Annotated in this window: 16 protein-coding genes and 1 tRNA gene; 8 read left to right on the top strand and 9 right to left on the bottom strand. The window is 66.9% G+C overall.

What is annotated here, in order from left to right:
* Nucleotides 1–48 precede the first annotated feature (48 nt).
* The gene (locus ABZW16_RS23545; protein ID WP_354958142.1) at nucleotides 49–1,203 is read right to left on the bottom strand and encodes a lipase family protein; all 1,155 of its coding nucleotides are present in this window, start codon (nucleotides 1,201–1,203) and stop codon (nucleotides 49–51) included.
* 621 nt (nucleotides 1,204–1,824) lie between these two features.
* Between ABZW16_RS23545 and ABZW16_RS23540 the strand changes: the two genes are divergently transcribed.
* Nucleotides 1,825–5,298: an indolepyruvate ferredoxin oxidoreductase family protein gene (locus ABZW16_RS23540; RefSeq protein ID WP_354958118.1), complete on the top strand. Its 3,474-nt coding sequence runs from the start codon at nucleotides 1,825–1,827 to the stop codon at nucleotides 5,296–5,298.
* On the opposite strand, the gene ABZW16_RS23535 is transcribed toward ABZW16_RS23540, so the two are convergent.
* The 4 genes from ABZW16_RS23535 to ABZW16_RS23520 form a co-directional block, all read right to left on the bottom strand.
* Nucleotides 5,295–6,404 carry a DUF1152 domain-containing protein gene (locus ABZW16_RS23535; RefSeq protein WP_354958117.1) on the bottom strand — a complete coding sequence of 370 codons (1,110 nt, stop codon included), beginning with the start codon at nucleotides 6,402–6,404 and terminating at the stop codon, nucleotides 5,295–5,297. The two genes, ABZW16_RS23540 and ABZW16_RS23535, sit on opposite strands and share 4 nt — an antisense overlap.
* Nucleotides 6,405–6,434: 30 nt before the next feature.
* A complete protein-coding gene (locus ABZW16_RS23530) occupies nucleotides 6,435–6,899 on the bottom strand; it encodes a DUF3761 domain-containing protein (protein ID WP_354958116.1) in 465 nt (154 codons plus the stop codon).
* Between the two features lie 181 nt (nucleotides 6,900–7,080).
* Nucleotides 7,081–7,154, bottom strand: a tRNA-Met gene (locus ABZW16_RS23525).
* 74 nt (nucleotides 7,155–7,228) lie between these two features.
* Nucleotides 7,229–8,758 (bottom strand): aldehyde dehydrogenase family protein, encoded by a 1,530-nt coding sequence (locus tag ABZW16_RS23520; protein ID WP_354958115.1) that lies wholly within the window; start codon nucleotides 8,756–8,758, stop codon nucleotides 7,229–7,231.
* A 109-nt stretch (nucleotides 8,759–8,867) separates the two neighbouring features.
* Here ABZW16_RS23520 and ABZW16_RS23515 point away from each other — a divergent pair, with 109 nt between their 5' ends.
* Together ABZW16_RS23515 and lat are read left to right on the top strand one after the other, a co-directional pair.
* Nucleotides 8,868–9,320, top strand: a complete 453-nt coding sequence (locus tag ABZW16_RS23515) for an Lrp/AsnC family transcriptional regulator (RefSeq protein WP_040686931.1) — start codon at nucleotides 8,868–8,870, stop codon at nucleotides 9,318–9,320.
* Between the two features lie 66 nt (nucleotides 9,321–9,386).
* Nucleotides 9,387–10,736 carry an L-lysine 6-transaminase gene (gene lat / locus ABZW16_RS23510; protein ID WP_354958113.1) on the top strand — a complete coding sequence of 450 codons (1,350 nt, stop codon included), beginning with the start codon at nucleotides 9,387–9,389 and terminating at the stop codon, nucleotides 10,734–10,736.
* A 189-nt stretch (nucleotides 10,737–10,925) separates the two neighbouring features.
* On the opposite strand, the gene ABZW16_RS23505 is transcribed toward lat, so the two are convergent.
* Nucleotides 10,926–11,126: a hypothetical protein gene (locus ABZW16_RS23505; protein WP_354958111.1), complete on the bottom strand. Its 201-nt coding sequence runs from the start codon at nucleotides 11,124–11,126 to the stop codon at nucleotides 10,926–10,928.
* Between ABZW16_RS23505 and ABZW16_RS23500 the strand changes: the two genes are divergently transcribed.
* A complete protein-coding gene (locus ABZW16_RS23500) occupies nucleotides 11,125–12,153 on the top strand; it encodes a hypothetical protein (RefSeq protein ID WP_354958110.1) in 1,029 nt (342 codons plus the stop codon). The genes ABZW16_RS23505 and ABZW16_RS23500 overlap by 2 nt on opposite strands.
* A 162-nt stretch (nucleotides 12,154–12,315) precedes the next feature.
* On the opposite strand, the gene ABZW16_RS23495 is transcribed toward ABZW16_RS23500, so the two are convergent.
* Nucleotides 12,316–12,654, bottom strand: a complete 339-nt coding sequence (locus ABZW16_RS23495) for a hypothetical protein (RefSeq protein ID WP_354958109.1) — start codon at nucleotides 12,652–12,654, stop codon at nucleotides 12,316–12,318.
* Nucleotides 12,654–13,064, bottom strand: a complete 411-nt coding sequence (locus tag ABZW16_RS23490; protein WP_354958108.1) for a DUF1707 domain-containing protein — start codon at nucleotides 13,062–13,064, stop codon at nucleotides 12,654–12,656. The genes ABZW16_RS23495 and ABZW16_RS23490 overlap by 1 nt, the downstream gene beginning before the upstream one ends.
* 216 nt (nucleotides 13,065–13,280) lie before the next feature.
* On the opposite strand from ABZW16_RS23490, the gene ABZW16_RS23485 reads away from it, so the two are divergent.
* The 4 genes from ABZW16_RS23485 (at nucleotide 13,281) to ABZW16_RS23470 (ending at nucleotide 19,239) form a co-directional block, all read left to right on the top strand.
* The gene (locus tag ABZW16_RS23485) at nucleotides 13,281–15,710 is read left to right on the top strand and encodes a serine/threonine-protein kinase (RefSeq protein WP_354958106.1); all 2,430 of its coding nucleotides are present in this window, start codon (nucleotides 13,281–13,283) and stop codon (nucleotides 15,708–15,710) included.
* A gap of 342 nt (nucleotides 15,711–16,052) precedes the next feature.
* Nucleotides 16,053–16,703, top strand: a complete 651-nt coding sequence (locus tag ABZW16_RS23480) for a cutinase family protein (protein ID WP_354958105.1) — start codon at nucleotides 16,053–16,055, stop codon at nucleotides 16,701–16,703.
* 147 nt (nucleotides 16,704–16,850) lie between these two features.
* Complete coding sequence (locus tag ABZW16_RS23475; RefSeq protein ID WP_354958141.1) at nucleotides 16,851–17,153, top strand: hypothetical protein; 303 nt, start codon at nucleotides 16,851–16,853, stop codon at nucleotides 17,151–17,153.
* A gap of 205 nt (nucleotides 17,154–17,358) precedes the next feature.
* Nucleotides 17,359–19,239: a protein kinase gene (locus ABZW16_RS23470; protein ID WP_354958104.1), complete on the top strand. Its 1,881-nt coding sequence runs from the start codon at nucleotides 17,359–17,361 to the stop codon at nucleotides 19,237–19,239.
* A 24-nt stretch (nucleotides 19,240–19,263) separates the two neighbouring features.
* On the opposite strand, the gene ABZW16_RS23465 is transcribed toward ABZW16_RS23470, so the two are convergent.
* Nucleotides 19,264–20,217 (bottom strand): patatin family protein, encoded by a 954-nt coding sequence (locus ABZW16_RS23465; protein ID WP_354958140.1) that lies wholly within the window; start codon nucleotides 20,215–20,217, stop codon nucleotides 19,264–19,266.
* Between the last annotated feature and the right edge of the window lie 36 nt (nucleotides 20,218–20,253).

Raw genomic sequence — 20,253 nt, 5'->3', positions numbered from 1 at the left:
CGTACCACGAAAACGGTCCCGGAGAACATCTCCGGGACCGCTTTGATTTCAGCAGCTGGTCGGGACCGGATCACCGCGGAAGCGGGCTTCCACGTAGTTCCACGCGTCGGCGAAACCGGCGACCGCGGTGGTCATATGCTCCGCGATTTCATAGGGGTGGAAGTCGATCGGCGCGCCCGCCTTGCAGTAGCGGTCGGCGACCTCGGCCACCGGATTGAAGAAGGTCAGCGTGTCGAAGCGGCCCTGCCAGATAAAGGTGGGAACCGTTGGAACTCCGGGGAAGTACCGCAAGCTGTTCTCCCGCAACACCGCCCGCGCCTCCGGACTGTCCATCAGACTCTTCGACGCCGCCATCTGCTCGGCACTGCGGAAGGCCCCGTGGAACAGCAGGAAGCGACGGCAGGCGTCGTGCGTGAATTCGCGGAACCACAAACCGTTCTGGTTGAGCTGATCCGAAATCGGCAGCCGGTTCGGGTATTCGCGCTCCAAGCCCATGGCGGCGGCGAAGGCCAACCCGAAGCCGGGGTGCGGTTCGAAGCCGAGGGCGAGGGCCATCTCCTCCATATCGGCGGGGATGCCGCCCGCGACCGCGGCGGTTAGCTTCAGGTCGGGGGCGTAGGTGGGTTGCAGCGCGGCCGCCCAGGCGGTGGCCATGCCGCCGCCGGAATAGCCCGCGATCGCGACCGGTGAGTTGGCCAGACCGAGGTCGGCCACCTTCTGCACGGCCTTGACGCTGTCCAGCGTCATCATGCCGCTCAACCGCGCCGCACCGTAGGCAGAGGTGGGGCCGAGGTAGTCGGGCAGTGAGATCGCCCAGCCGCGGCCGATGGGCAGCATGGCGCCGGGCGCGTCCTGCAGTTCGCCATTGAACAGTGACCGCGATGGATTGCACTGGGTGCCAAGGGAATTGATCAGCGCCTGATAGGAGACCAGCGGTGGGTTCTTGACACCGGCCGGGAGCAGTACGGTGGTCACGCCCATGACCGGGTTGCCCTGCGAGTTGGTGGAGCGGAACGCCACCTGCCAGCCCTCGGTGCCGACATAGGGTCCGGTATCGATCTTGCGGGTGCGCACCACGTCGCCGGGCTGTAGCGCACCGAGATCGGCCGGTGCACCGTAGAAGGGATCGGGGTCGGGGGTCGGGTAGAGCGGATCGGCCTGCGCTGGCAGGCCCAGCAGCCCGAGCGAGGCGATACTCAGCATCAGGATCGCGATCCTGAAGGGAACTCTGGACAAGACTTTCCTTCGATGGTCAGCCGCCACCGACCATACGACCGAAGGCCCCGAGACACCTCGGCCGACGTCGGACCGGCACTACAAGGGGGATTCGCAGCGAACTACCTCGTTCACTGCACGGATCGGAAGAAGGAACCGGCGGCCGAACCGAACGCGAGCCGATCGCGGCAGACTTCTCGCACCTCCTTCGGCTCCGCGGCCACCCGGTTGCCGCGAGAAGCGACACCATCCGCTGCGAAATTAGCGCAATGCCGGGCGATTTCGCGATGCGATTTCGGCGGAATGAGATACCTCACAATGTGGAAGGCGACCCTATTGCTCCGCGCTCACGATCTTGTGCCGTCGGAACTGCCGCTGGACGGCCGGGCGCGCGGGGCATGACGCCGCTCATTTCCGCTCGCGTGTCCGGGGTCACATTTCACCTCGCATCCTGCATAGCCCGTGCCCACTGCGAAGAGGCGAAATTGAGCAGTCTGCTCAATTGGTTGCACATCAGTTGTGCGTTCAGCTCATCAAGGACAGTATGGCGGCAAGAAATGCTCAACGAGGCGAAGCGTCAGATCGGCGCCTAGCGGACGGGTGGACGATATGACCGAGCTCGCCGACCGCGAACTGATCCCAGCCCCCTATGACCTTGCCGACCGCTACCGCGTCGGCGCGGGCACCGTTGTCCTCACCGGCGTCCAGGCGATCGCTCGACAGCTCGTCGAGCAGCATGTTCGTGATCTGCGCGCCGGACGACGGATCGGCACCTTCGTCTCCGGATATCAGGGCAGCCCGCTGGGCGGCGTCGACAAGATGCTGAACGGTATGCCGAATGTGTTGGCCGAGCACGATATTTCCTTTGTGCCCGGCTTGAACGAGGAACTCGCCGCCACCTCGGTGTGGGGCAGTCAAGCCGATCTGCCCGCGGGCAATGCGACCCATGATGGGGTTGTCGGGGTCTGGTACGGCAAGGGCCCCGGGCTCGACCGCGCGACGGATGCGCTGCGGCACGCCAATATGTACGGCGCCAATGCCCATGGCGGCGTACTCCTGCTGGTCGGCGACGATCCGGCCTCGAAATCCTCCACCGTGCCGGCGGTGAGTGAGCGCTCGTTGGCTGCGATGGGCATTCCGGTGCTGTTCCCACGCAATGCGCGCGAGATCATCACCATGGGTCTGCACGGTGTCGCGCTGTCGCGGGCGTCGGGATGTCTGGTGGCACTGAAGATCGTCGCCGATGTCGCCGATGGCGCGTGGACGGTCGATGGCATGGTGGGCGATATCGATATCACCGTGCCCGAGATCGAATGGGAGGGTACGCCGTTCACCTACCTACAGCGGCCGATGGCCGCGCCGACCGACAGCGTGATCGCCGAGGCGGATCTGTACGGACCGCGCTGGGAGCTGGTCAAGGCCTACAGCACATGCAATGAACTCGATGTCATCGAGGTGAACCCGGCACGTGCCACCGTCGGAATCGCCGCCACCGGAACCACATTCGACGCCGTGCGCCAGGCGCTGATCGATCTCGGCGTCGACGATGACGCACTGCTGCGCGCGGGCGTGCGGCTGCTGCGCATCGGCATGCCGTATCCCATCGCACCCGAGCGGGTCCGGCAGTTCGCCGACGGGCTGGAGCGGATCGTGGTCGTCGAGGATAAGACCGCGTTCATCGAAACCCAGATCCGCGAGATCCTCTATGGCACGACAGCTGCGCCGCAGATCGTCGGTAAGCGCGATGCCGCGAACCGGCCGCTGTTCGCCCAGGACGGCGAGCTCACTTCGGGTCGGATCGCCGCACCGCTGCGCCGCGCGCTCCAGGGCCATCTGGAGATGAAGCGTCCCTTGCCGCAGCCGCTGTCGCTCGCCGTGCTGCCCGCGAAGCGCGCCGCCTACTTCTGCAGCGGCTGCCCGCACAACCGGTCCACCGCCGTACCGGAGGGATCGCTGGCCGGTGGCGGCATCGGCTGCCACACCATGGTGACGATGTCGGGGCGCGATGACAGCAAGGTCACCGGGCTGACCCAGATGGGCGGTGAGGGCACGCAGTGGATCGGGCAGGCACCGTTCACCACGGTGCCGCATCTGTTCCAGAACATCGGTGACGGAACGTATTTCCACTCCGGCCAACTCGCCGTGCAGGCCTGTGTCGCCGCGGGGGTGAACATCACCTACAAGCTGCTCTACAACGATGTCGTCGCGATGACCGGCGCACAGGACGCCGAGGGCGCACTCGCGGTGCCGATGCTGACCCATAAGCTCACCACCGAGGGTGTGCGGCAGATCATCGTCTGCGCCGACGAACCCAAGAAGTACCGCAAGCGCGACCTCGCCGCCGGAACCCTGCTCTGGCACCGCGATCGGCTCGACGAGGCGCAGCGCACGCTGCGTGAGATTCCGGGCGTGACCGTGCTCATCTACGACCAGCACTGCGCCGCCGACGCGCGCCGCCGACGCAAGCGGGGCACCCTGCCGGTCCGGCGGACCCGAGTGGTCATCAACGAAGCGGTCTGCGAGGGCTGCGGCGACTGCGGCGTCAAGAGCAACTGCCTCTCGGTGCAGCCGGTCGATACCGAATTCGGCAGCAAGACCCGGATCGATCAGACCTCGTGCAATACCGACTACAGCTGCATGGACGGCGACTGCCCGTCCTTCGTCACCGTCGAACTGCCGGATCCGGCCAAAGCGAAGAAGCGTAAGGGAATTCGACACGCCGAGCCGCCGGTGCTGCCCGACCTGCCGAATTCCGCCCCGGCGACGACCCAGAACGTCTTCCTCGCTGGTATCGGCGGAACCGGCATCGTGACGGTGAACCAGGTGCTGGCGACGGCCGCGCTGCGCGCCGGATACGAGGTGGCGAGCCTGGATCAGATCGGCCTGAGCCAGAAGGCCGGACCGGTCGTCTCGCACCTGCGTTTCGCGAGTGGCGAGCTGGAACCGGCGAACCGGCTGGCACCCGGTTCGGCCGACTGCATCGTTGCCTTCGACCTGCTCGCCGCCACCGATAACAAGAATCTGGCCTACGGCTCGAAGCAGACCACGCTGTCCGTCGCGTCGACCAGCAAGACCCCGACCGGCGATATGGTCTACGACCGGACCATCGCGTATCCCGAAGAGCGCGAACTGCTTGCCCGGCTCGAGCAGGTATCGCATGCGGTGCAATCCTTCGATGCGCTGGCCGCGGCCGAGGTGCTGTTCGGCAGTACCGCCGCCGCCAACTTCCTGCTGGTCGGCGCCGCCTACCAGATCGGTGGTCTGCGCCTGCCCGCATCGGCGATCGAGGAGGCCATCGAGATCAACGGTGTCGCCGTGCAGGCCAATATCGCGGCATTTCGCTGGGGCCGGGTGGCCATCGCCCGCCCGGCCGAATTCGCCGCCGCTACCGGCCGCAAGGTGCGTGAACATACCGAGATCGCCATTCCGGCAGATCTTTTCGACGGTGTGACCGCGGCGGGTGAGACCAGGCGGCTGCTCGAGCTGCGGGCCGCTGAGCTGATCGGCTTCCAGGGCGTGCGCACGGCCCGCGATTACGTCTGCACCGTGCAACGCGTTTGGGAGGCCGAGCAGCGCGTCACCGACCGCACCGAGTTCAGCGAGCAGGTGGCCCGCGGCCTGTACAAATTCACCGCCTACAAGGACGAATACGAAGTCGCCCGCCGACTGACCGATCCGGCCTTCCTCGACGAGGTCGCCGGTCAACTCCCCGACGGCGCCAACCTCACCTACCGGCTGCATCCGCCCGTCCTGCGTGCCATGGGCCGCAAGAAGAAGATCGGCCTCGGCCCGCGCAGCCACTTCGCGTTGCGGGTGCTGGCGCAGGGGAAGCGCCTGCGCGGCACCAAGTTCGATCCCTTCGGCTATGCCCACGTTCGCCGGGTGGAGCGGGCCTTGCTGGCGCACTACACCGAGATGGTGACCATGCTGGCCACCGACCTCGACCGAGCAGGCTATGACCGCGCCATCCGAGCCGCCGCGCTCCCCGATATGGTCCGCGGCTACGAGGACATCAAACTCGCCAATGTCGAACTCTATCGAAACAGCCTGCAGGAGCTCGGCATCGAGCCACTACGGCTCTAGTCGCAGACGTGCCGACCCTCGGCAATCGGCCGCACGAGGTACAGCGGCGGCTTGAAGTTGTCCGATCGACAGTGAGCCAGCTGGGCGCGCAATGCTTCTGTTGCCGAAGGTTCGGTCGCGTGAGTCATTTCGATAACGCGGCGCACTGTTAGAGCGTCAACGCCGCGGGCGTCGGCGCCGGCGACATAATCGTCGATGATGTCGAGCGTATCGGGCGTGGGCCGCTGGGGTCGGCGGCGGTGCGCGAGTCGCTCGCGCTCGATGTCGATGTCACTGTATCCGCGGCGCTCACGCAGCAACTGCTCGATCTCTTCGAGAGATGAGGTCTGCGTGAGCAACGCTGCCAGCGACAATTCCGAAAGAGCGGTGGCTGCAATCCGGTAGACGCGCGTGGCCGCGTCGGTGACCTCGATGACGACACCACGCTGGGTCTCGACCGAGCCGCGCCAGCCGGAAGCAGCCACGGCCAGCAGAGCATTGGCCTCCGATGGGTGCCATGACCAGATGCTCGCCAGTCCTTCCGCATCCCTGGCTATCAGGTCGCCGATAATCTCCGCATCCAGAGCGTTCAACCGACCGTTGAGTTCGGCACGGGACAATTCGCCGTCAAGACCGGCACCGGCGACGAGCACCTGAGTCGGCAGCCCGGACGTAATTGCAGCGGCCAAAGCAGCAGAGTCGGCCAGCGGGCTACGTAACCCTGGCTCATTGCCAGTGGCCAGGATGTCGCCGCCCGTATCGATCACCACGACCTCATTAGCGTCGAACGCGGAAGCCGCGTAACGGATCTGACGCGCGAGACCGTTTACCCCAGCCTCGATGTCCAGCAGGAGCAGCGGTTGTGCGACATGCTCCGCTAGGCGCGGGAGTGTCGATTTCCCGTCGCCGTGCAGGGCCGCCGTGGGTGGCACTTCGAAGACTCCGCCGTGGTCGATCAACCCATGGAAGTCGGTCGGTGTCCTCGGGCCGGGTGTCGGGTCGACAATCAGCCGGTCCCATGAGTAGCTCATGATGGCTACCACGTCCAGAGCTGGCATTTTGTCGGCGAGCATGGCCGCCGTGACCGCGTCGCCGCCCCCGCCCGCAGCGATCGCTACTGTCGTCATCGTCGTTCACCAACCAATCCGCGTCGAAGGCTACAGCCAGGCGGACACGCCGCCGTGGTGGGAGCAGGTGCCGGAGCGGTTCTGGCTATAGCTGTAGGTGCCGTCCTTGCAGCGGGCGGTGGCGCCGGGTGGGGCGGCGGAGGCCGACTGTGGGCGGTGGACGCACTGGTTGTCGGAGTTGAGGTAGGAATCGTCGCCGCAGATCGGCTGGGCCGGTGCGGCTGCCGCGGGCGGTTGGTAGGCCGTGGTCGGCGGCGGCGAGGCGATCGGCTCGGGCGCGACGGGGGCTGCGGCGGCGGGTGGCGACGCCGTGGTCGTTGTGATCAGCGGTGTGGGGGCCGGCGTCGTCGTCGGTGCCGAGGTGGTCTTGGCTACCGTCGACGTCGTTGCGGCGACGAGGCCGGGGCCACTCGGTGGCGATGCGCAGCCGCCGAGTAGGAGTGCGAACGCGCCGACGAAGACGATGCCGAGCACTGCGGTGAAGCGGTTTCTCATGGGTCCCCTACGGAAGTCGCGGCGAGGCCGGTCAGTGTGGGTGTGCTGCCTGGACTACCCGCTCCATCGGTCCAGCAGACGGCCCGTTACCGACACTCGTGGCGACTCGCCGTACAGCCATCTATCGATGAAAAATGGTCCGGGCCAGTCGGTTTGCAAACCGGCCGGCCCGGACCGTTAGTGGCAGGGACAGGATTCGAACCTGCGGCCTCTGGATTATGAGCCCAGCGAGCTACCTAGCTGCTCCACCCTGCGTCGTCGCTTTCGAGGGTACGCAGGGGCGGCGAGGCGGCGCGAGTGATTTATCGCGGGGCCGAACCGGTCGCGGCTCAGCCGAATTGGATGCCCTGGGCGAGGGGCAGCTGGTCGGAGTAGTTGACGGTATTAGTGGCTCGACGCATGTACGCCTTCCATGAATCCGAGCCGGACTCCCGTCCACCGCCGGTTTGCTTCTCACCGCCGAACGCGCCGCCGATCTCCGCGCCGGAGGTGCCGATATTGACATTGGCGATGCCACAGTCCGAGCCGTCGGCGGCGAGGAAGCGTTCGGCCTCGCGCTGGTCGCCGGTGAAGACGGCGGAGGAAAGCCCCTGTGGCACACCGTTGTGCATGGCGACGGCGGCGTCGAAATCGTGGTAGGTCAGCACGTACAGGATCGGTGCGAAGGTCTCCTCGCGAACCACGGCGGTCTGGGCGGGCATGCGCACGATCGCGGGACGCACGTAGAAGGCGTCGTCGCCGAAGCCGGCTACGCGCTCACCGCCGCATACCAGTTCGCCGCCGTCGGCCAGTGCGCGGTCGATCGCCGCGCGCATTCCCTCGTAGGCCCGGCCATTGACAAGCGGGCCGACCAGCACGCCGTCATCGAGCGGATTGCCCACGCGCAGTTGTCGATACGCGCCAGCGACCCGATCGAGCAGCGGTCCGACGATATCGGCGTGCGCGATCAGCCGCCGCAATGTCGTACAGCGCTGCCCGGCCGTGCCCGCCGCGGCGAAGACGATACCGCGCGCCGCCAGCTCCAGATCCGCTGTCGGCGTGACGATCGCACCGTTGTTGCCACCCAGCTCCAGCAGGCACCGCCCGAATCGAGCGGCCACCCGTGGTGCGACGATGCGACCCATTCGCACCGAACCGGTCGCGCTGACCAGCGCGACGCGCTCGTCGTCGACCAGCCTGGACCCGACTTCCGCACCGCCCTGGATCAGTTGGTGCACTTCGGGATCCGCGCCGACATCGGCGGCCGCGCGGCGCAATAGGGTGTGGCAGGCAAGTGCGGTCAGTGGTGTCGTCTCCGACGGCTTCCACACCACCGTGTCACCGCAGACCAGCGCGATCACGGTATTCCACGCCCACACCGCGACGGGGAAGTTGAAGGCCGAGATCACCCCGACCACGCCGAGCGGATGCCAGGTCTCCATCAGTCGATGCCCCGGCCGCTCCGATGGCATGGTCCTGCCGTACAGCTGCCGTGACAACCCGATCGCGAACTCGCAGATGTCGATCATCTCCTGCACCTCGCCGACCGCCTCGGCGCCGATCTTCCCCGCCTCCAGGGTGACCAGTTCGCCGAGTTCGGCCTTGTGCGCGGTGAGTAGTTCGGCCAGCCGCCGCACCACGGCGGCGCGCACCGGCGCTGGCACGGCGCGCCAATCGCGGAATGCCTGTGCCGCTCTGTCGATCGCGGCATCCACCTCGTCGAGGGCATCGGCGCGCAGGGTCATCAGCGTGCCACCGGTGATCGGGGTACGCGCCGGTAACTCCCCCGCTACCGGCTGCTGCGCGCCGAGCGTCTGCAGCAGCTGTGCCGCGCGGGCGGCGAGATCCTTGGTCAGATGGTGGTCGAGCGTGTGTGTCATCGGTTGCTCCGCTGTGGCTTTGGGTCGCTGGACGGTCTCGGATGGGTACGGCGAGTTAACGACTGAAAGTTTTTGCACCGAGCAGCGTCCGCTGGGTTAGCCTTCGCTGATGGCGGATACACCGGCAAGACCCGTACTCGATGACATCGATCGACTGCTGATTCGTGAACTGATGGCCGATGGTCGCGCCACCCTGTCGAATCTGGCCGAGAAGGCGAGCCTATCGGTGTCGGCTGTGCAATCGCGGGTCCGCAGATTAGAGGCGCGCGGGGTGATTCGCGGGTATACCGCGCATGTCGACCCCGAGGCGCTCGGACAACTGTTGTCGGCATTCGTCGCCATCACTCCTCTCGACCCCTCGCAACCCGATGACGCGCCTGCCGTGCTGCAACATATCCCGGGTATCGAGGCATGCCACTCCGTGGCCGGTGACGAGAGTTACGTGCTGCTGGTGCGGGTGGCCTCTCCTCGGCACCTCGAGCAGTTGCTACAGGAGATCAGGGCGACCGCCAACGTGAGAACTCGAAGCACCATCATCTTGCAGACATTCTACGACAGATAGCCGCCGAACCGTAATTAGTACGTTTGTTATGTAGATCTTTCGTAAAGATTTCCGTACTCTACGGATGTGACCATCGAACTGGAGCGCACCCGCGCGGGGAGTGGCACTGCACCTGTCGCCCCCGCCACCCGGGTACACGAGATCCTGTCGGCGCACATCCTTGCCGACGGATTCGACTTGGTGCTGGATCTACGGAAATCCCGTGGCTGCCGTATCGTCGACGAACGAGACGGCAGCTCCTACCTCGACATGTTCGGCTTCTTCGCCTCGAATGCCCTTGGCATGAACCATCCCGCCTTGGCCGATGACGAGGAGTTCCGTGCCGATCTGGGCGCGGTCGCGCTCAACAAGCCGAGCAACTCCGATATCTATACCGTCGAAATGGCCCGTTTCGTGGAGACCTTCGTGCGGGTACTCGGCGACCCCCGGCTACCGCACCTGTTCTTCATCGAAGGCGGCGGACTCGCGGTGGAGAACGCGCTCAAGGTCGCGTTCGACTGGAAGAGCAGGCATAACGAATCCCACGGCCGGGCACCGGAACTCGGTACCAAGGTGCTGCATCTGACCGGAGCGTTCCACGGCCGCACCGGCTACACCATGTCGCTGACCAACACCGATCCGGTGAAAGTGGCGCGCTTCCCCAAGTTCGATTGGCCGCGCATTGATGCGCCCTACCTCGCCGACGGCGTCGATATCGTCGCCGCCGAGACGAACGCGCTCGACCAGATGCGTCGCGCCTTCGCCGAAAATCCGAACGACATAGCATGTTTCATTGCCGAGCCGATCCAGGGCGAGGGCGGCGACCGCCATCTGCGTCCGGAATTCCTGCAGGCCGTGCAGCGACTCTGCCATGAGCACGATGCGCTGTTCATCCTGGACGAGGTGCAGACCGGTGTCGGCATGACCGGAACCACTTGGGCCTACCAGCAACTCGGGCTCGAACCGGATGTGGTCGTATTCGGTAAGAAGACCCAGGTCTGTGGCGTGATGGCAGGCGGTCGGGTGGACGAGGTGCCCGATAACGTCTTCGTCGTCAGCTCCCGGCTGAACTCCACCTGGGGCGGCAACCTCACCGATATGGTGCGCGCCCGGCGCATTCTCGAGGTGCTCGAGCGCGACGAGCTGATCGAGCGATCGCGGGCGCTCGGCGCGCATCTGCTGCGGCGTCTGGAGCAGCTTTCCGCGGACCATCCTCGGATCACCGAGCCGCGCGGGCGCGGGCTGATGTGCGCGATCACGCTCGCTACGACCGAACTGCGGGACGAGCTGCTGACCGCGCTGTGGGAACGCGAGCGTGTGCTGATCCTCGGCACGGGCGAGCGTGGCATTCGCTTCCGGCCGCCGCTCACCGTCACCGAGGCCGAATTGGATGCCGCGGTCGACGCGCTCGAGCGGGTGCTCAGCGACGCGGGCTAGTGGCGTCGGGTACTCGGCCACGATCGGAAGTTCGACTGCCCGAGTAGGCATTTCCGGATGATTCGGGCAATCCGTCCCACGTCGGCGGGGATGCTGCGGAATCCGGGCGGCAACGCCTAGGCTTCGCACCCATGTCATCTCGTCTTCACCACCTCCTGGCACGGTGCAGCGCGTGAACCGACAGCGCAATCACCGAAGCTGCGCACCGAACGGCGAGACCAGCAGGTCCGCCATCCATTCACTGGTCGCCTCGCTGACCGTCCTCGTGACGGTCGCGGGGTGTGCCTCCAGCGAGGCCGGATCGGCAGGTGTGGCGAATCCGCCACCCTCCAGGCCGGTCGCGGCCGCCAGCGCGGCGCCGCCGAATCCGGAGAAACTGCTACCCGGCATGCCGCCACCGCTGTCGCCGACCGACGTCTATGCCGCGGACCGGGAGCTGAGTCCGGCGGTGGCCGACCATCGGTCCCTGGTCTATGTGCCCAATAGCGAATCGCATTCGGTCACGGTGATCGATCCGGGCACCTTCCAGGTGATCGACAGCTATCCGGCGGGCGGCCGGGAGCCACAGCATGTGGTGCCGTCCTATGACATGCAGACGCTGTATGTGACCAATGATCTGCCGATCGGCGGTGGCAGCCTGCTGCCGATCGATCCGCGCACCGGTGAACCCGGTGAACCATTCCCGGTCCGCGATCCCTACAACATGTACTTCACGCCGGACGGCCAATACGCACTCGTCGTCGCCGAGGCGGATAAGTCGCTGGACTTCTACGATCCGCACACCTGGCAGCAGGTGCACGCGCTCGCGGTGCCCGACTGCGCGGGCATCGACCATATGGACTTCACCGCCGACGGCAGATTCGCCTTGGCCAGTTGCGAATTCATCGGCCGGATGCTGGTGTTCGATGTCGCCGAGCGTGCGGTTGTCAAGATGATCGATCTGCCGGGCGGTCGCGGCGGTAAACCGCAGGACGTCAAGCTCTCGCCGGACGGACGCACGTTCTTCGTTGCCGATATGGTCGCCGACGGCATCTACACAATCGACGCATCATCGTGGGAGATTACCGGTTTCGTGCCGACCGGCAAGGGGGCGCACGGTTTGTACGTCACCCGCGATTCCAAACAGCTGCTCATCACCAACCGACACGAGGGCAGCATCTCGGTGTGGGATTTCGCCGAGAACAAGCTGGTGCACAAGTGGTTCATCCCGGGCGGCGGCAGTCCGGATATGGGCAATATCTCCGCGGACGGGCGGGTTTTCTGGGTATCCGGTCGCCATCACGGTGAGGTCTACGCAATCGATATCGTGAACTGGAATCTGTTGGCACGCATACCTGTTGGGCGTGGGGCGCACGGTCTCACCATCTGGCCGCAGCCGGGTCGCTATTCCATCGGGCACACCGGGGTCATGCGCTGAGTGGGTAGCACGCGACGTAGCGGCGCGGGTATTCATGGGGCACGAAAGGCTGCTTCCGACAACCGGAACAGCCTTTCTGTCGTGCTCGGGCCCGCCGATCCGCTTCTGCAGCAGCGGCACCGGCGTCTGCGTGCTGCTGCCGTTGGCCAATTGGCTACCGGCTCAGGGCAGTCGGAGACCGAGGCCGCCTTCGACGAAGCGGCGGACCGCCGTCGTGCCCGTTTCGAGGGCGGATTCATATCCGGGGCGGGCCCAGCCGGTGAGTTCGGCGGTGTCGTCGGCGCCGGGGGTCACCACGATCTCCGCGACCAATTCGGCCGTGGTGGGTTCGCAGACGGCCCAGGAGAAGTTGGTTTCCTCGGCCCACTGTGCGGTGCGCCGGGCGACATAGTCCGGATCGGTGATGCCGCCGTCGGCCAGGGCCGGGCGGTCATCGATGCGGTCGTCGGCGCGCAGTGCGCGCAGGTACCAGGTGCCCGCATTGATTTCGACGGGTTCCACTAGTCCTCGATCTCCCTGCGGCCGCGGCGGCGCGGGCGGCGGCGCTGCTGGTGCTCGTGCCGGTTGCCGAACAGCAGTGCGCCCGCCAATGGGATGGCCAGGAACCAGAGCCAACTGCCGGTGGCGAAGAAGAGGATGACCGCGAGGATCGGGATCACCGCCATCACTCGCTCGGGCCATTCGTCGAGGAAACCGTCGCGTTTGGCGGGGACCGCGGCGACGGGGGTGGGTCCGGGCAGGTCGACGAAGACTTTATCCAGGTCACCTCGGGTCAGCGCGGCCGCGACCGCGGCGCTGCGCTCGTCGAACTCGGCCACGCTGAGCCGCCCGGCGGCGAAATGATCGGAGAGTCGCTGCATCGCTTGCTCACGCTCCGCGGTGCCGATGCGGATCTCGGGCACGTCACTCATAGCAGCAAGGCTAGCGGCTATCGCTGTACCCGATCTCGCCGTCTCGCGGTAGCGCCGTCGTGGCATGCCGCAGCGGCGCGGTCGGCGATTTCGCGATCTGACGCGCTGGGTTGCGGCATGATCGGTCGGCCGCCGCATCAGTTTCGCGGATTATGTGGAGCCGGTGAGGATTTCGGGTAACTCGAAGATGAGTGCAAGGCTATCGGGAGGTTTCGAATGGGCGAGACGCGGTTCGGTCACTACCGCCTCGACCGGTTGCTCGGCAGCGGCGGTACCGGGCAGGTCTGGCTCGCTCGCGATACCGTCGCCGACCGTGATGTGGCGCTGAAGGTGCTGGCCGCGACGCACGCCGCGGATCCGACCTATCGGCTGCGGTTCACCAGGGAGGCCCGCCTGGCGGCCCATGCTCCCGGGCCACATATAGTGCCGATCCACAACTTCGGCGAACTCGACGGCCGCCTATATATCGACATGGAGTTCATCGAGGGCACCGACGTCGCCGCCCTGCTGCGTCGCGACGGGCCGATGTCCCCGGCCATGGCGGTGGCGATCATCGGACAGACCGCGATGGCGCTCGATACCGCCCACCGGGCGGGTTTGGTGCACCGCGACGTCAAACCGTCCAACATCATGGTCAGTCCCTGCGGTTTCGTCCGACTGATCGATTTCGGCATCGCGCAGCGGATCGATCAGCCAGCCATCACATCCCACGGCAATGTGGTCGGCACCCTGGCCTATATGGCGCCGGAGCGCTTCAGCGGCATCACCGACGCCCGCGCCGACCAATACTCACTGGCCTGCGTCCTGCACGAATGCCTCACCGGCGAACGACCTTTCGGCAATATCGATTCGCCGCAGCAATTCCACGCCCACCTGCTCGCCGATCCACCCCGCGCCGCCGCCCTGAATCCCGCTGTGCCTCCTGCTCTCGATGCCGCCATCGCCCGAGCCCTGGCCAAGGACCCCGGCCAACGCTGGTCCAGCGCAGGCGAATTCGCATCCGCCGCCTATGCCGCGGTAACGGGTCACGAGGCATCGACTGTGGAAATCGCAGCGAGGACTGTGTCCATTACGTGCCCGCTGCCCGATGGGTGGCAGGGGGATGTTGTCGGGGCGCGGGATGCCTGCGGGGCGGAGTCGTCGGGTGGAGGTGAGTTCGGGTCGCGGTGCGTGAGCGGGGTGGAGTCGCTGGGGGCAGCCGAGCCCGACACCCGGTGTGCGGGTGGGGGGGAGTCGCTGGGTGGGGTCGCGATGGAGTCGCCGGGCACGGATCCGATGGATGCGCAGGGCGCGGCCGCGGTCGGGACCCGGGGTGTGTCTGTGTCCGAGCCGCAGTCGGCAGGTGGGGACGAGTCGTTGGGTGCGGCTGCAGTGGAGCCGCGGTACTCGGGTGCGGCACAGGGCACGAGCACCGTCGGGGTGCACGGCGCCGGTGGCGTCGGGTGGACAGGTGGGGACGCGGCTGGGTCGCGGACTGCGGGTGTGGTCGAGTCGGGCGGGCTGGGTGCGGCCCGGTCGCTGGGTGTCCCTGTGTCCGAGTCGCGGTGGGCGGTTGGGTCGCCCAGCGCGGCTGCGGTCGGGTCGCCGGATGCATCGGTGGTGGGGGCGCAAGGCAGGGCTCAGGTTGGGTCGCCGGGTGCGGCTGCGGTCGGGCCGCGGGGGCAGCGCCCGGCCGGGTTGCTGGGTGTGCCTGTGTCCGCGTCACGGTGCGCGGTGGGGTCACCCGGCGCGGCCGCAGTTGTGGCGTGGGGCGCGGGTGCGGCGGAGTCACCGAGAGTGGCGGCGGTGGGGTCGCGGGATGTGGGTGTGGTCGAGTCGCGGGTGCTGGACGCGGTTGAGGCACGGGTGCTGGGGGTGGTTGAGGCGCCGGATGGAGGTGCGGTCGAGTCTTGGAGTGCGGGTCCGGCCGGGTCGAGAGGTGTAGACGCAGTCGGCTCGCGGGGTGTGGGGCCGGTGGGCTTGCTGGGTGTGGGTGCGGTTGGGGCGCTCGGTGCGGGTGGGGGCGAATCGCCGAAGGCTGCTGTGGGGGAGCGGGGTTCGGGTGCGGTTGCGGCGCGGGGTGTGGTCGAGTGGGGTGGGGTGGAAGCAGGGGATGTAGGTACGCGGAAATGGGGTGGCGGGGGTGCGGGTGCACGGGGGTGGGACACCGAGCCGTTGGGTGATCGCGAGGGCGAGTGGATAGTCGGGCCGGGGCACGCGGCTGCCGCCATCGCGGTGCTCGTCGCCCTGATCGGGTTCGCGCTCTGGCTGGGGCGGCCCGGAGGAGCCGAAACGACATCGGCGGCACCGTCATCCGCCCGGCCGACGCCGTCGCATCCCGGCCCGGCACTGGGATCGGCCCCGGCCGAGTCGGCCCATGCGGCGGCGCCCAACGCGTCGATCCCGGTCGCCGAACAGCCGTGCAATCCCGATGTGGACGGCAATGCCGTCGCCGGTGACGGCACCCCGCTCACGTGTCGTTCCGCAGGTGGCCACGTAGCGACCTGGATCCCAATGCAGCCTGCTGGGGACAGCCCGAAACCCGACGCCGGGCAATCGGCCTCCGGCCCAGCTGCACCCGGCAACTCGGGTAACAGCGATTCGGCCGACGATAAGCCGAACAATGGCAAGCCCGGTCACGGCAACCGTTTCAAGCCGGGTAAGTAGGCGTCGCCAGGCGAACACTTGGCTTGGGGCAGTGGATCTTTCGCTCAGTGGCGATGAGCCGGAGTAATGGCGCTGGCACTGGACGGGGCACCCATCGCGGTGGACCTGCCCGGCCGGGGGCATCCCGGTTGGTGGCCGGACCATCTGTACATACCGGAACGAGCGGCCGGGTGCGCCCTGGTCCTGCCGCGTTTGGTGGGCTCGAACGCGGGTGGCTGTCGCCGCCACCATCCCTCGTAGCGGAGTACATTGTTATTTGTCTCTGACAAGTGTCACTCGGCGTCGCACAGTGACGTGCGGGCTGAGGAAGCACTTCTCACAACGGCGTGAGAGGTGAGGAAGATGGGCGACCGAAAGGTGGGTCCGTTCAAGAATTGGCGGATGGCATCGGCATTCGCGGTCTTGCTGGTCGCGGCGAGCGTCCTGTTCGCTCCGCACGTGGCGGCACAATCGTGTGCGGCGGTGGACCTGGTGGTGGCCAGGGGAACTCAGGAACCCGGGTATCTCGGAACCTTCGTCGGTGATCGGCTGTACGCCGCGATGCGGGCGGCGCTGCCGATGAGCGTGCGGGCGTATCCCGTGAACTACCCTGCGAATCCGACGGATCTGTCGTCCGTGAGTACCGGTAGCGCCGATCTGGTCGCGCACGTCGCCGATCAGGCCGCGACATGTCCGAACGAGGAGTTCATCCTGGCTGGCTACTCGCTGGGCGCGGGCGTGGTACACGCCGCACTCGGCACCGGTATCGTCGCCGGACTGCCGGGCGTGGTGCAGCTGCCCGGTGATCTCGTCGGCCGCGTGGCCGTAGTACTGCTCTTCGGTGACCCGCTGCGCCTGATCGGGTCGAGCGTTCCCGACCAGTACCTGAACCGCACCGCCGATTTCTGTGTGGCCGGTGACCCGGTCTGCGGAGGCGGAGTCGACCCCACTGCGCACGCCCGCTACGAGGATTTCATCGGCGCCGCAGTGGGATTCAGCGCCGCACACCTCTAGCCCCCTTCCTGCTCCGCATGAGGAGTATGCCGCCATCGCTGCCCGACTTCGCTAGTTTGGTGCTCGATGCTCATTTGATGATCAGGAGATTCGATGGAACTCAAAGCGGTGCTGGGACCGGTTGCGCGTGGGTTCAACGCGGGGATCATGGCGTTGACCAAGGCACCGTGGATCGGACCTCGGCTGGGCCGGTCGATCACTGAGGTCACCTATGTCGGCCGACGTTCCGGGCGCACCATCAGCACACCGGTGAGCTTTCGACGCGCTGGCGACGAGATCACCATCGCTGTGGCCCTGCCGGACCAGAAGACGTGGTGGCGTAACTTTCTCGGCGCGGGCGGCCCCATCTCACTTCGGCTGGACGGCGCCGAACGATCCGGGCACGCCGTCGCACGACGCGACGATAAGGGCCGTGTCAGCGTCAGTGTGCGCCTGAACGAGGTTGATTAGCCAATAGCTCGGGGACCGGATTGCGCTAGGGACAGTCTGATTTGTTGCGTCGAGGTCTGGGGTGTCTCCTGAGTAGGAGTACGTAGGGGAAGTCACACTGTTCGAGGGGGAGGGCCGGGGCTAGGGTCGGGATAGGTTCGGGCGATGCGGTTTCGATCGGGTTGCCGCCCCACTCCGCAACGGCGCGGCCACCGGGAGGTCAGTGATGGGGGAACAGTTCGGGAAGTACCGGCTCGACCGATTGCTCGGGCGGGGCGGTATGGGGGCGGTATGGCTGGCGTGTGATACCGACACCGGGCGCACGGTTGCGCTGAAGGTGTTGGCCGAGCAGGTGGCCGCCGATGCGGAGTATCGGCAGCGGTTCGAGCGGGAGGCGCGGCTCGGGTCGAGTCTGCGGCATCCGAATATCGTGAAAATTTACGGGTTCGGGGAGCTCGACGGTCGGTTGTTCATCGATATGGAGTACATCGATGGCATCGACCTGGCCGAAATGTTGACCAGGGTCGGCACATTGACACCCACCGCGGCCGCAGACTTCGTGACGCAGGTGGCCTCGGGTCTGGATGCCGCGCATCGGGCCGGGCTGATCCACCGTGACGTCAAACCGTCGAACATCCTGATCGGCACCGGCGGGCACGCGTATCTCATCGACTTCGGCATTGCCCAGAGCCTGGGCCAGACGTCCGTCACCGCCACCGGGATGGCCATCGGCAGCTGGGCCTATATGGCACCGGAGCGCTTCAATGGCACCGTCGACGCCCGCTCCGACGTCTACTCACTTGCCTGCGTCCTCTACGAATGCCTGACCGGCCGCCGCCCCTACGGCGACACCGACCCGGCCCGCCAAATGCACGGCCACCTGATGACCGCCCCACCCCACGCGTCGACGGTCAACCCAGCGGTACCCGCGGAATTGGACACGGTCATCGCCCGCGGCATGGCCAAGGATCAGGCCGCGCGCTATCCGACGGCACGCGAGTTCGCCGCCGCGGCATATGCGGCAACCGCACTGTCCCGCCTGCCGAACGATTCCGCCCCACAATCGTCAAGGGCCGAACCGGCAACACCCTCGGCCGCGCGGGCCGAGGTACCGCAGCAACTGGCGGATCACCAGCCGAGTCCGACGCGGGTGGAGACGCGCGCGCCGATGTCATCGGCACCATCTCCGGTGCCGCTGGTCAAGTCATCGCCGAAGCCGCTTGCTGCGACCAAGGTGTTGCCGGAACCCGGTCCGACGCCGACGCTGGTGGCGACGCGGTTGGACCCGGCTCCACCTTTTGCCACAGTGGGAAGTGCTGCGCCGCAACAGAATTCGCCGTGGTCGCCGCATCGTGCCGCGGTACCGCCGAGATCGCTCGTCCGCCCGCCGTCGGCGGCCGAACGGGTGCTGCCGCAACCGAAGCGGGCTGCGCGCATCCCGGTGGCTCCCCGCTGGACGGTCTCGCAGCGCCGTCCCTGGATCGCCCCGCCCGCGCGCCGGGTTGCACGGCGTCGGCCACGGCGTAAGTCCTTCCTATCCAGGGTGATCGGCGCGCTCGTCGTCATGTTCCTGACCCCCTTCATGCTGGCGGCTGGGTGTGCGGCGCTGGTCGCATTCGGCAATACCGGCAGTGGCGGCGGTCCGCGCACGGCCGATCCGTCCGCCGCGGTGCGCGATGGTGGCACCGCGCAATCGGCCGAACCGCCCGCTCCCGGGTTCTCCGGCCTGAATACCCCGGTGCGGGATGGCAAATTCGAATTCGTGGTCACCGCGGTCGATTCCGGGATTTCGCGGATCGGGCTGCAGAATGCGGGCGGTACCTACTCCGTCGTCACGGTCGCCGTGCGCAATATCTCCGACGAGCCGAAGTGGTTCCTGCCCGTCGGACAACGTCTCGTCGATACCGAGGGCCGCCAGGTCGACCACAATGCCATCGCGAGCATGTGGCAGAACACCCAACGCCGCTACAACTACTCCTTCGAACTCCAGCCCGGCCAGTCCGCCACCACCCAACTGGTCTTCGATATCCCACCGGACGCCACCCCGGGCCAGCTCGAACTACACGACTTCATGCTCTCCAACGGCGTCATCGTTCACCTGAATTGACCTGTGCCACAAGCTGGTCAGCGTTCAGCGCGCGCTGTCGGCCGAATCGACCAGAGCCGCCATCGACGCATGCACGGCCTGACGTCCAATGGTCAGTGCCTCGGCCAGCAAGGCGGTATCGCGTGCCGCGCTGTCGATATTCGGGGAGCCGAGGGGTGGGTGGATCTGGAGCGCCGCGTCCCCGAGACCCGCGACGAAGCGGTCCTCGATGGACTGCTGGTGCGGCCGCTGGAGCCACGCACGGTAGGCCCCGGGGGCGCGCACGCGCAGATAGCCGCCCCCGACGACCCGATGCAAACGGGAGGCGGGCGGGCGCTGTTCATCGGTGCGTCGGGTGCGCAGCACCAGCGCATGCGTCGCACCGTCGCGAACCGCAGTGCGAATAGGCACGGTTTCGGCGAGCCCGCCGTCGAGGTACTCGGCATCGCCCAGTGGCACCGGCGGTCCCGCGAGTATCGGCAGCCCCGCTGAGGCCCGCAGCGCGGTCATCAGGGTGCGTTTATCGATGATGTGGCGGTGCAGGTCGACCGCGCGCCCAGAGCGGGTATCGGTGCCGATCGGGTGAAAGGTGGTGGCGTTGGCCAGAATCGCCGGAAAGTCCATCGGCTCGATGCCGTCGTACACCTGGTGCACCAGGTAGTCCAGGTCGAAGGCGGGACGTCCGCGCAGCAGCCGAGCCGGATCGACCGCGCGCCGCATGATCACCGGATCGGTCCAGGCACGCATGCCGGACAGCGCTCGCCCGGACAGGAACCACGCGCCATTGATCGCGCCCGCCGAAGTGCCGTACACGGCGTCGAAGATCGAGGCCAGCCCGAGTTCCTCTAGCGCCAGCACCATTCCGCTGGAGTACACGCCCCGGCTGCCACCGCCCTCGATGACCAGGGCGAGGCGATATCCGTCGGCGCGGCTTGCTGATACGGGAGTGTCGGCGCGGGCGAGCTTCAGCGTTTTGCGCCCGAAAAGACCGTCCAGCATGCTTCCGAGCGCACCACCTGCGTTCTCGGCCAACGC

This window comes from Nocardia sp. NPDC004604, assembly GCF_040609795.1.
GTDB lineage: Bacteria > Actinomycetota > Actinomycetes > Mycobacteriales > Mycobacteriaceae > Nocardia.
The sequence above is the reverse complement of the archived record's forward strand: the minus strand, read 5'-3'. Positions and strand labels throughout refer to the sequence as shown.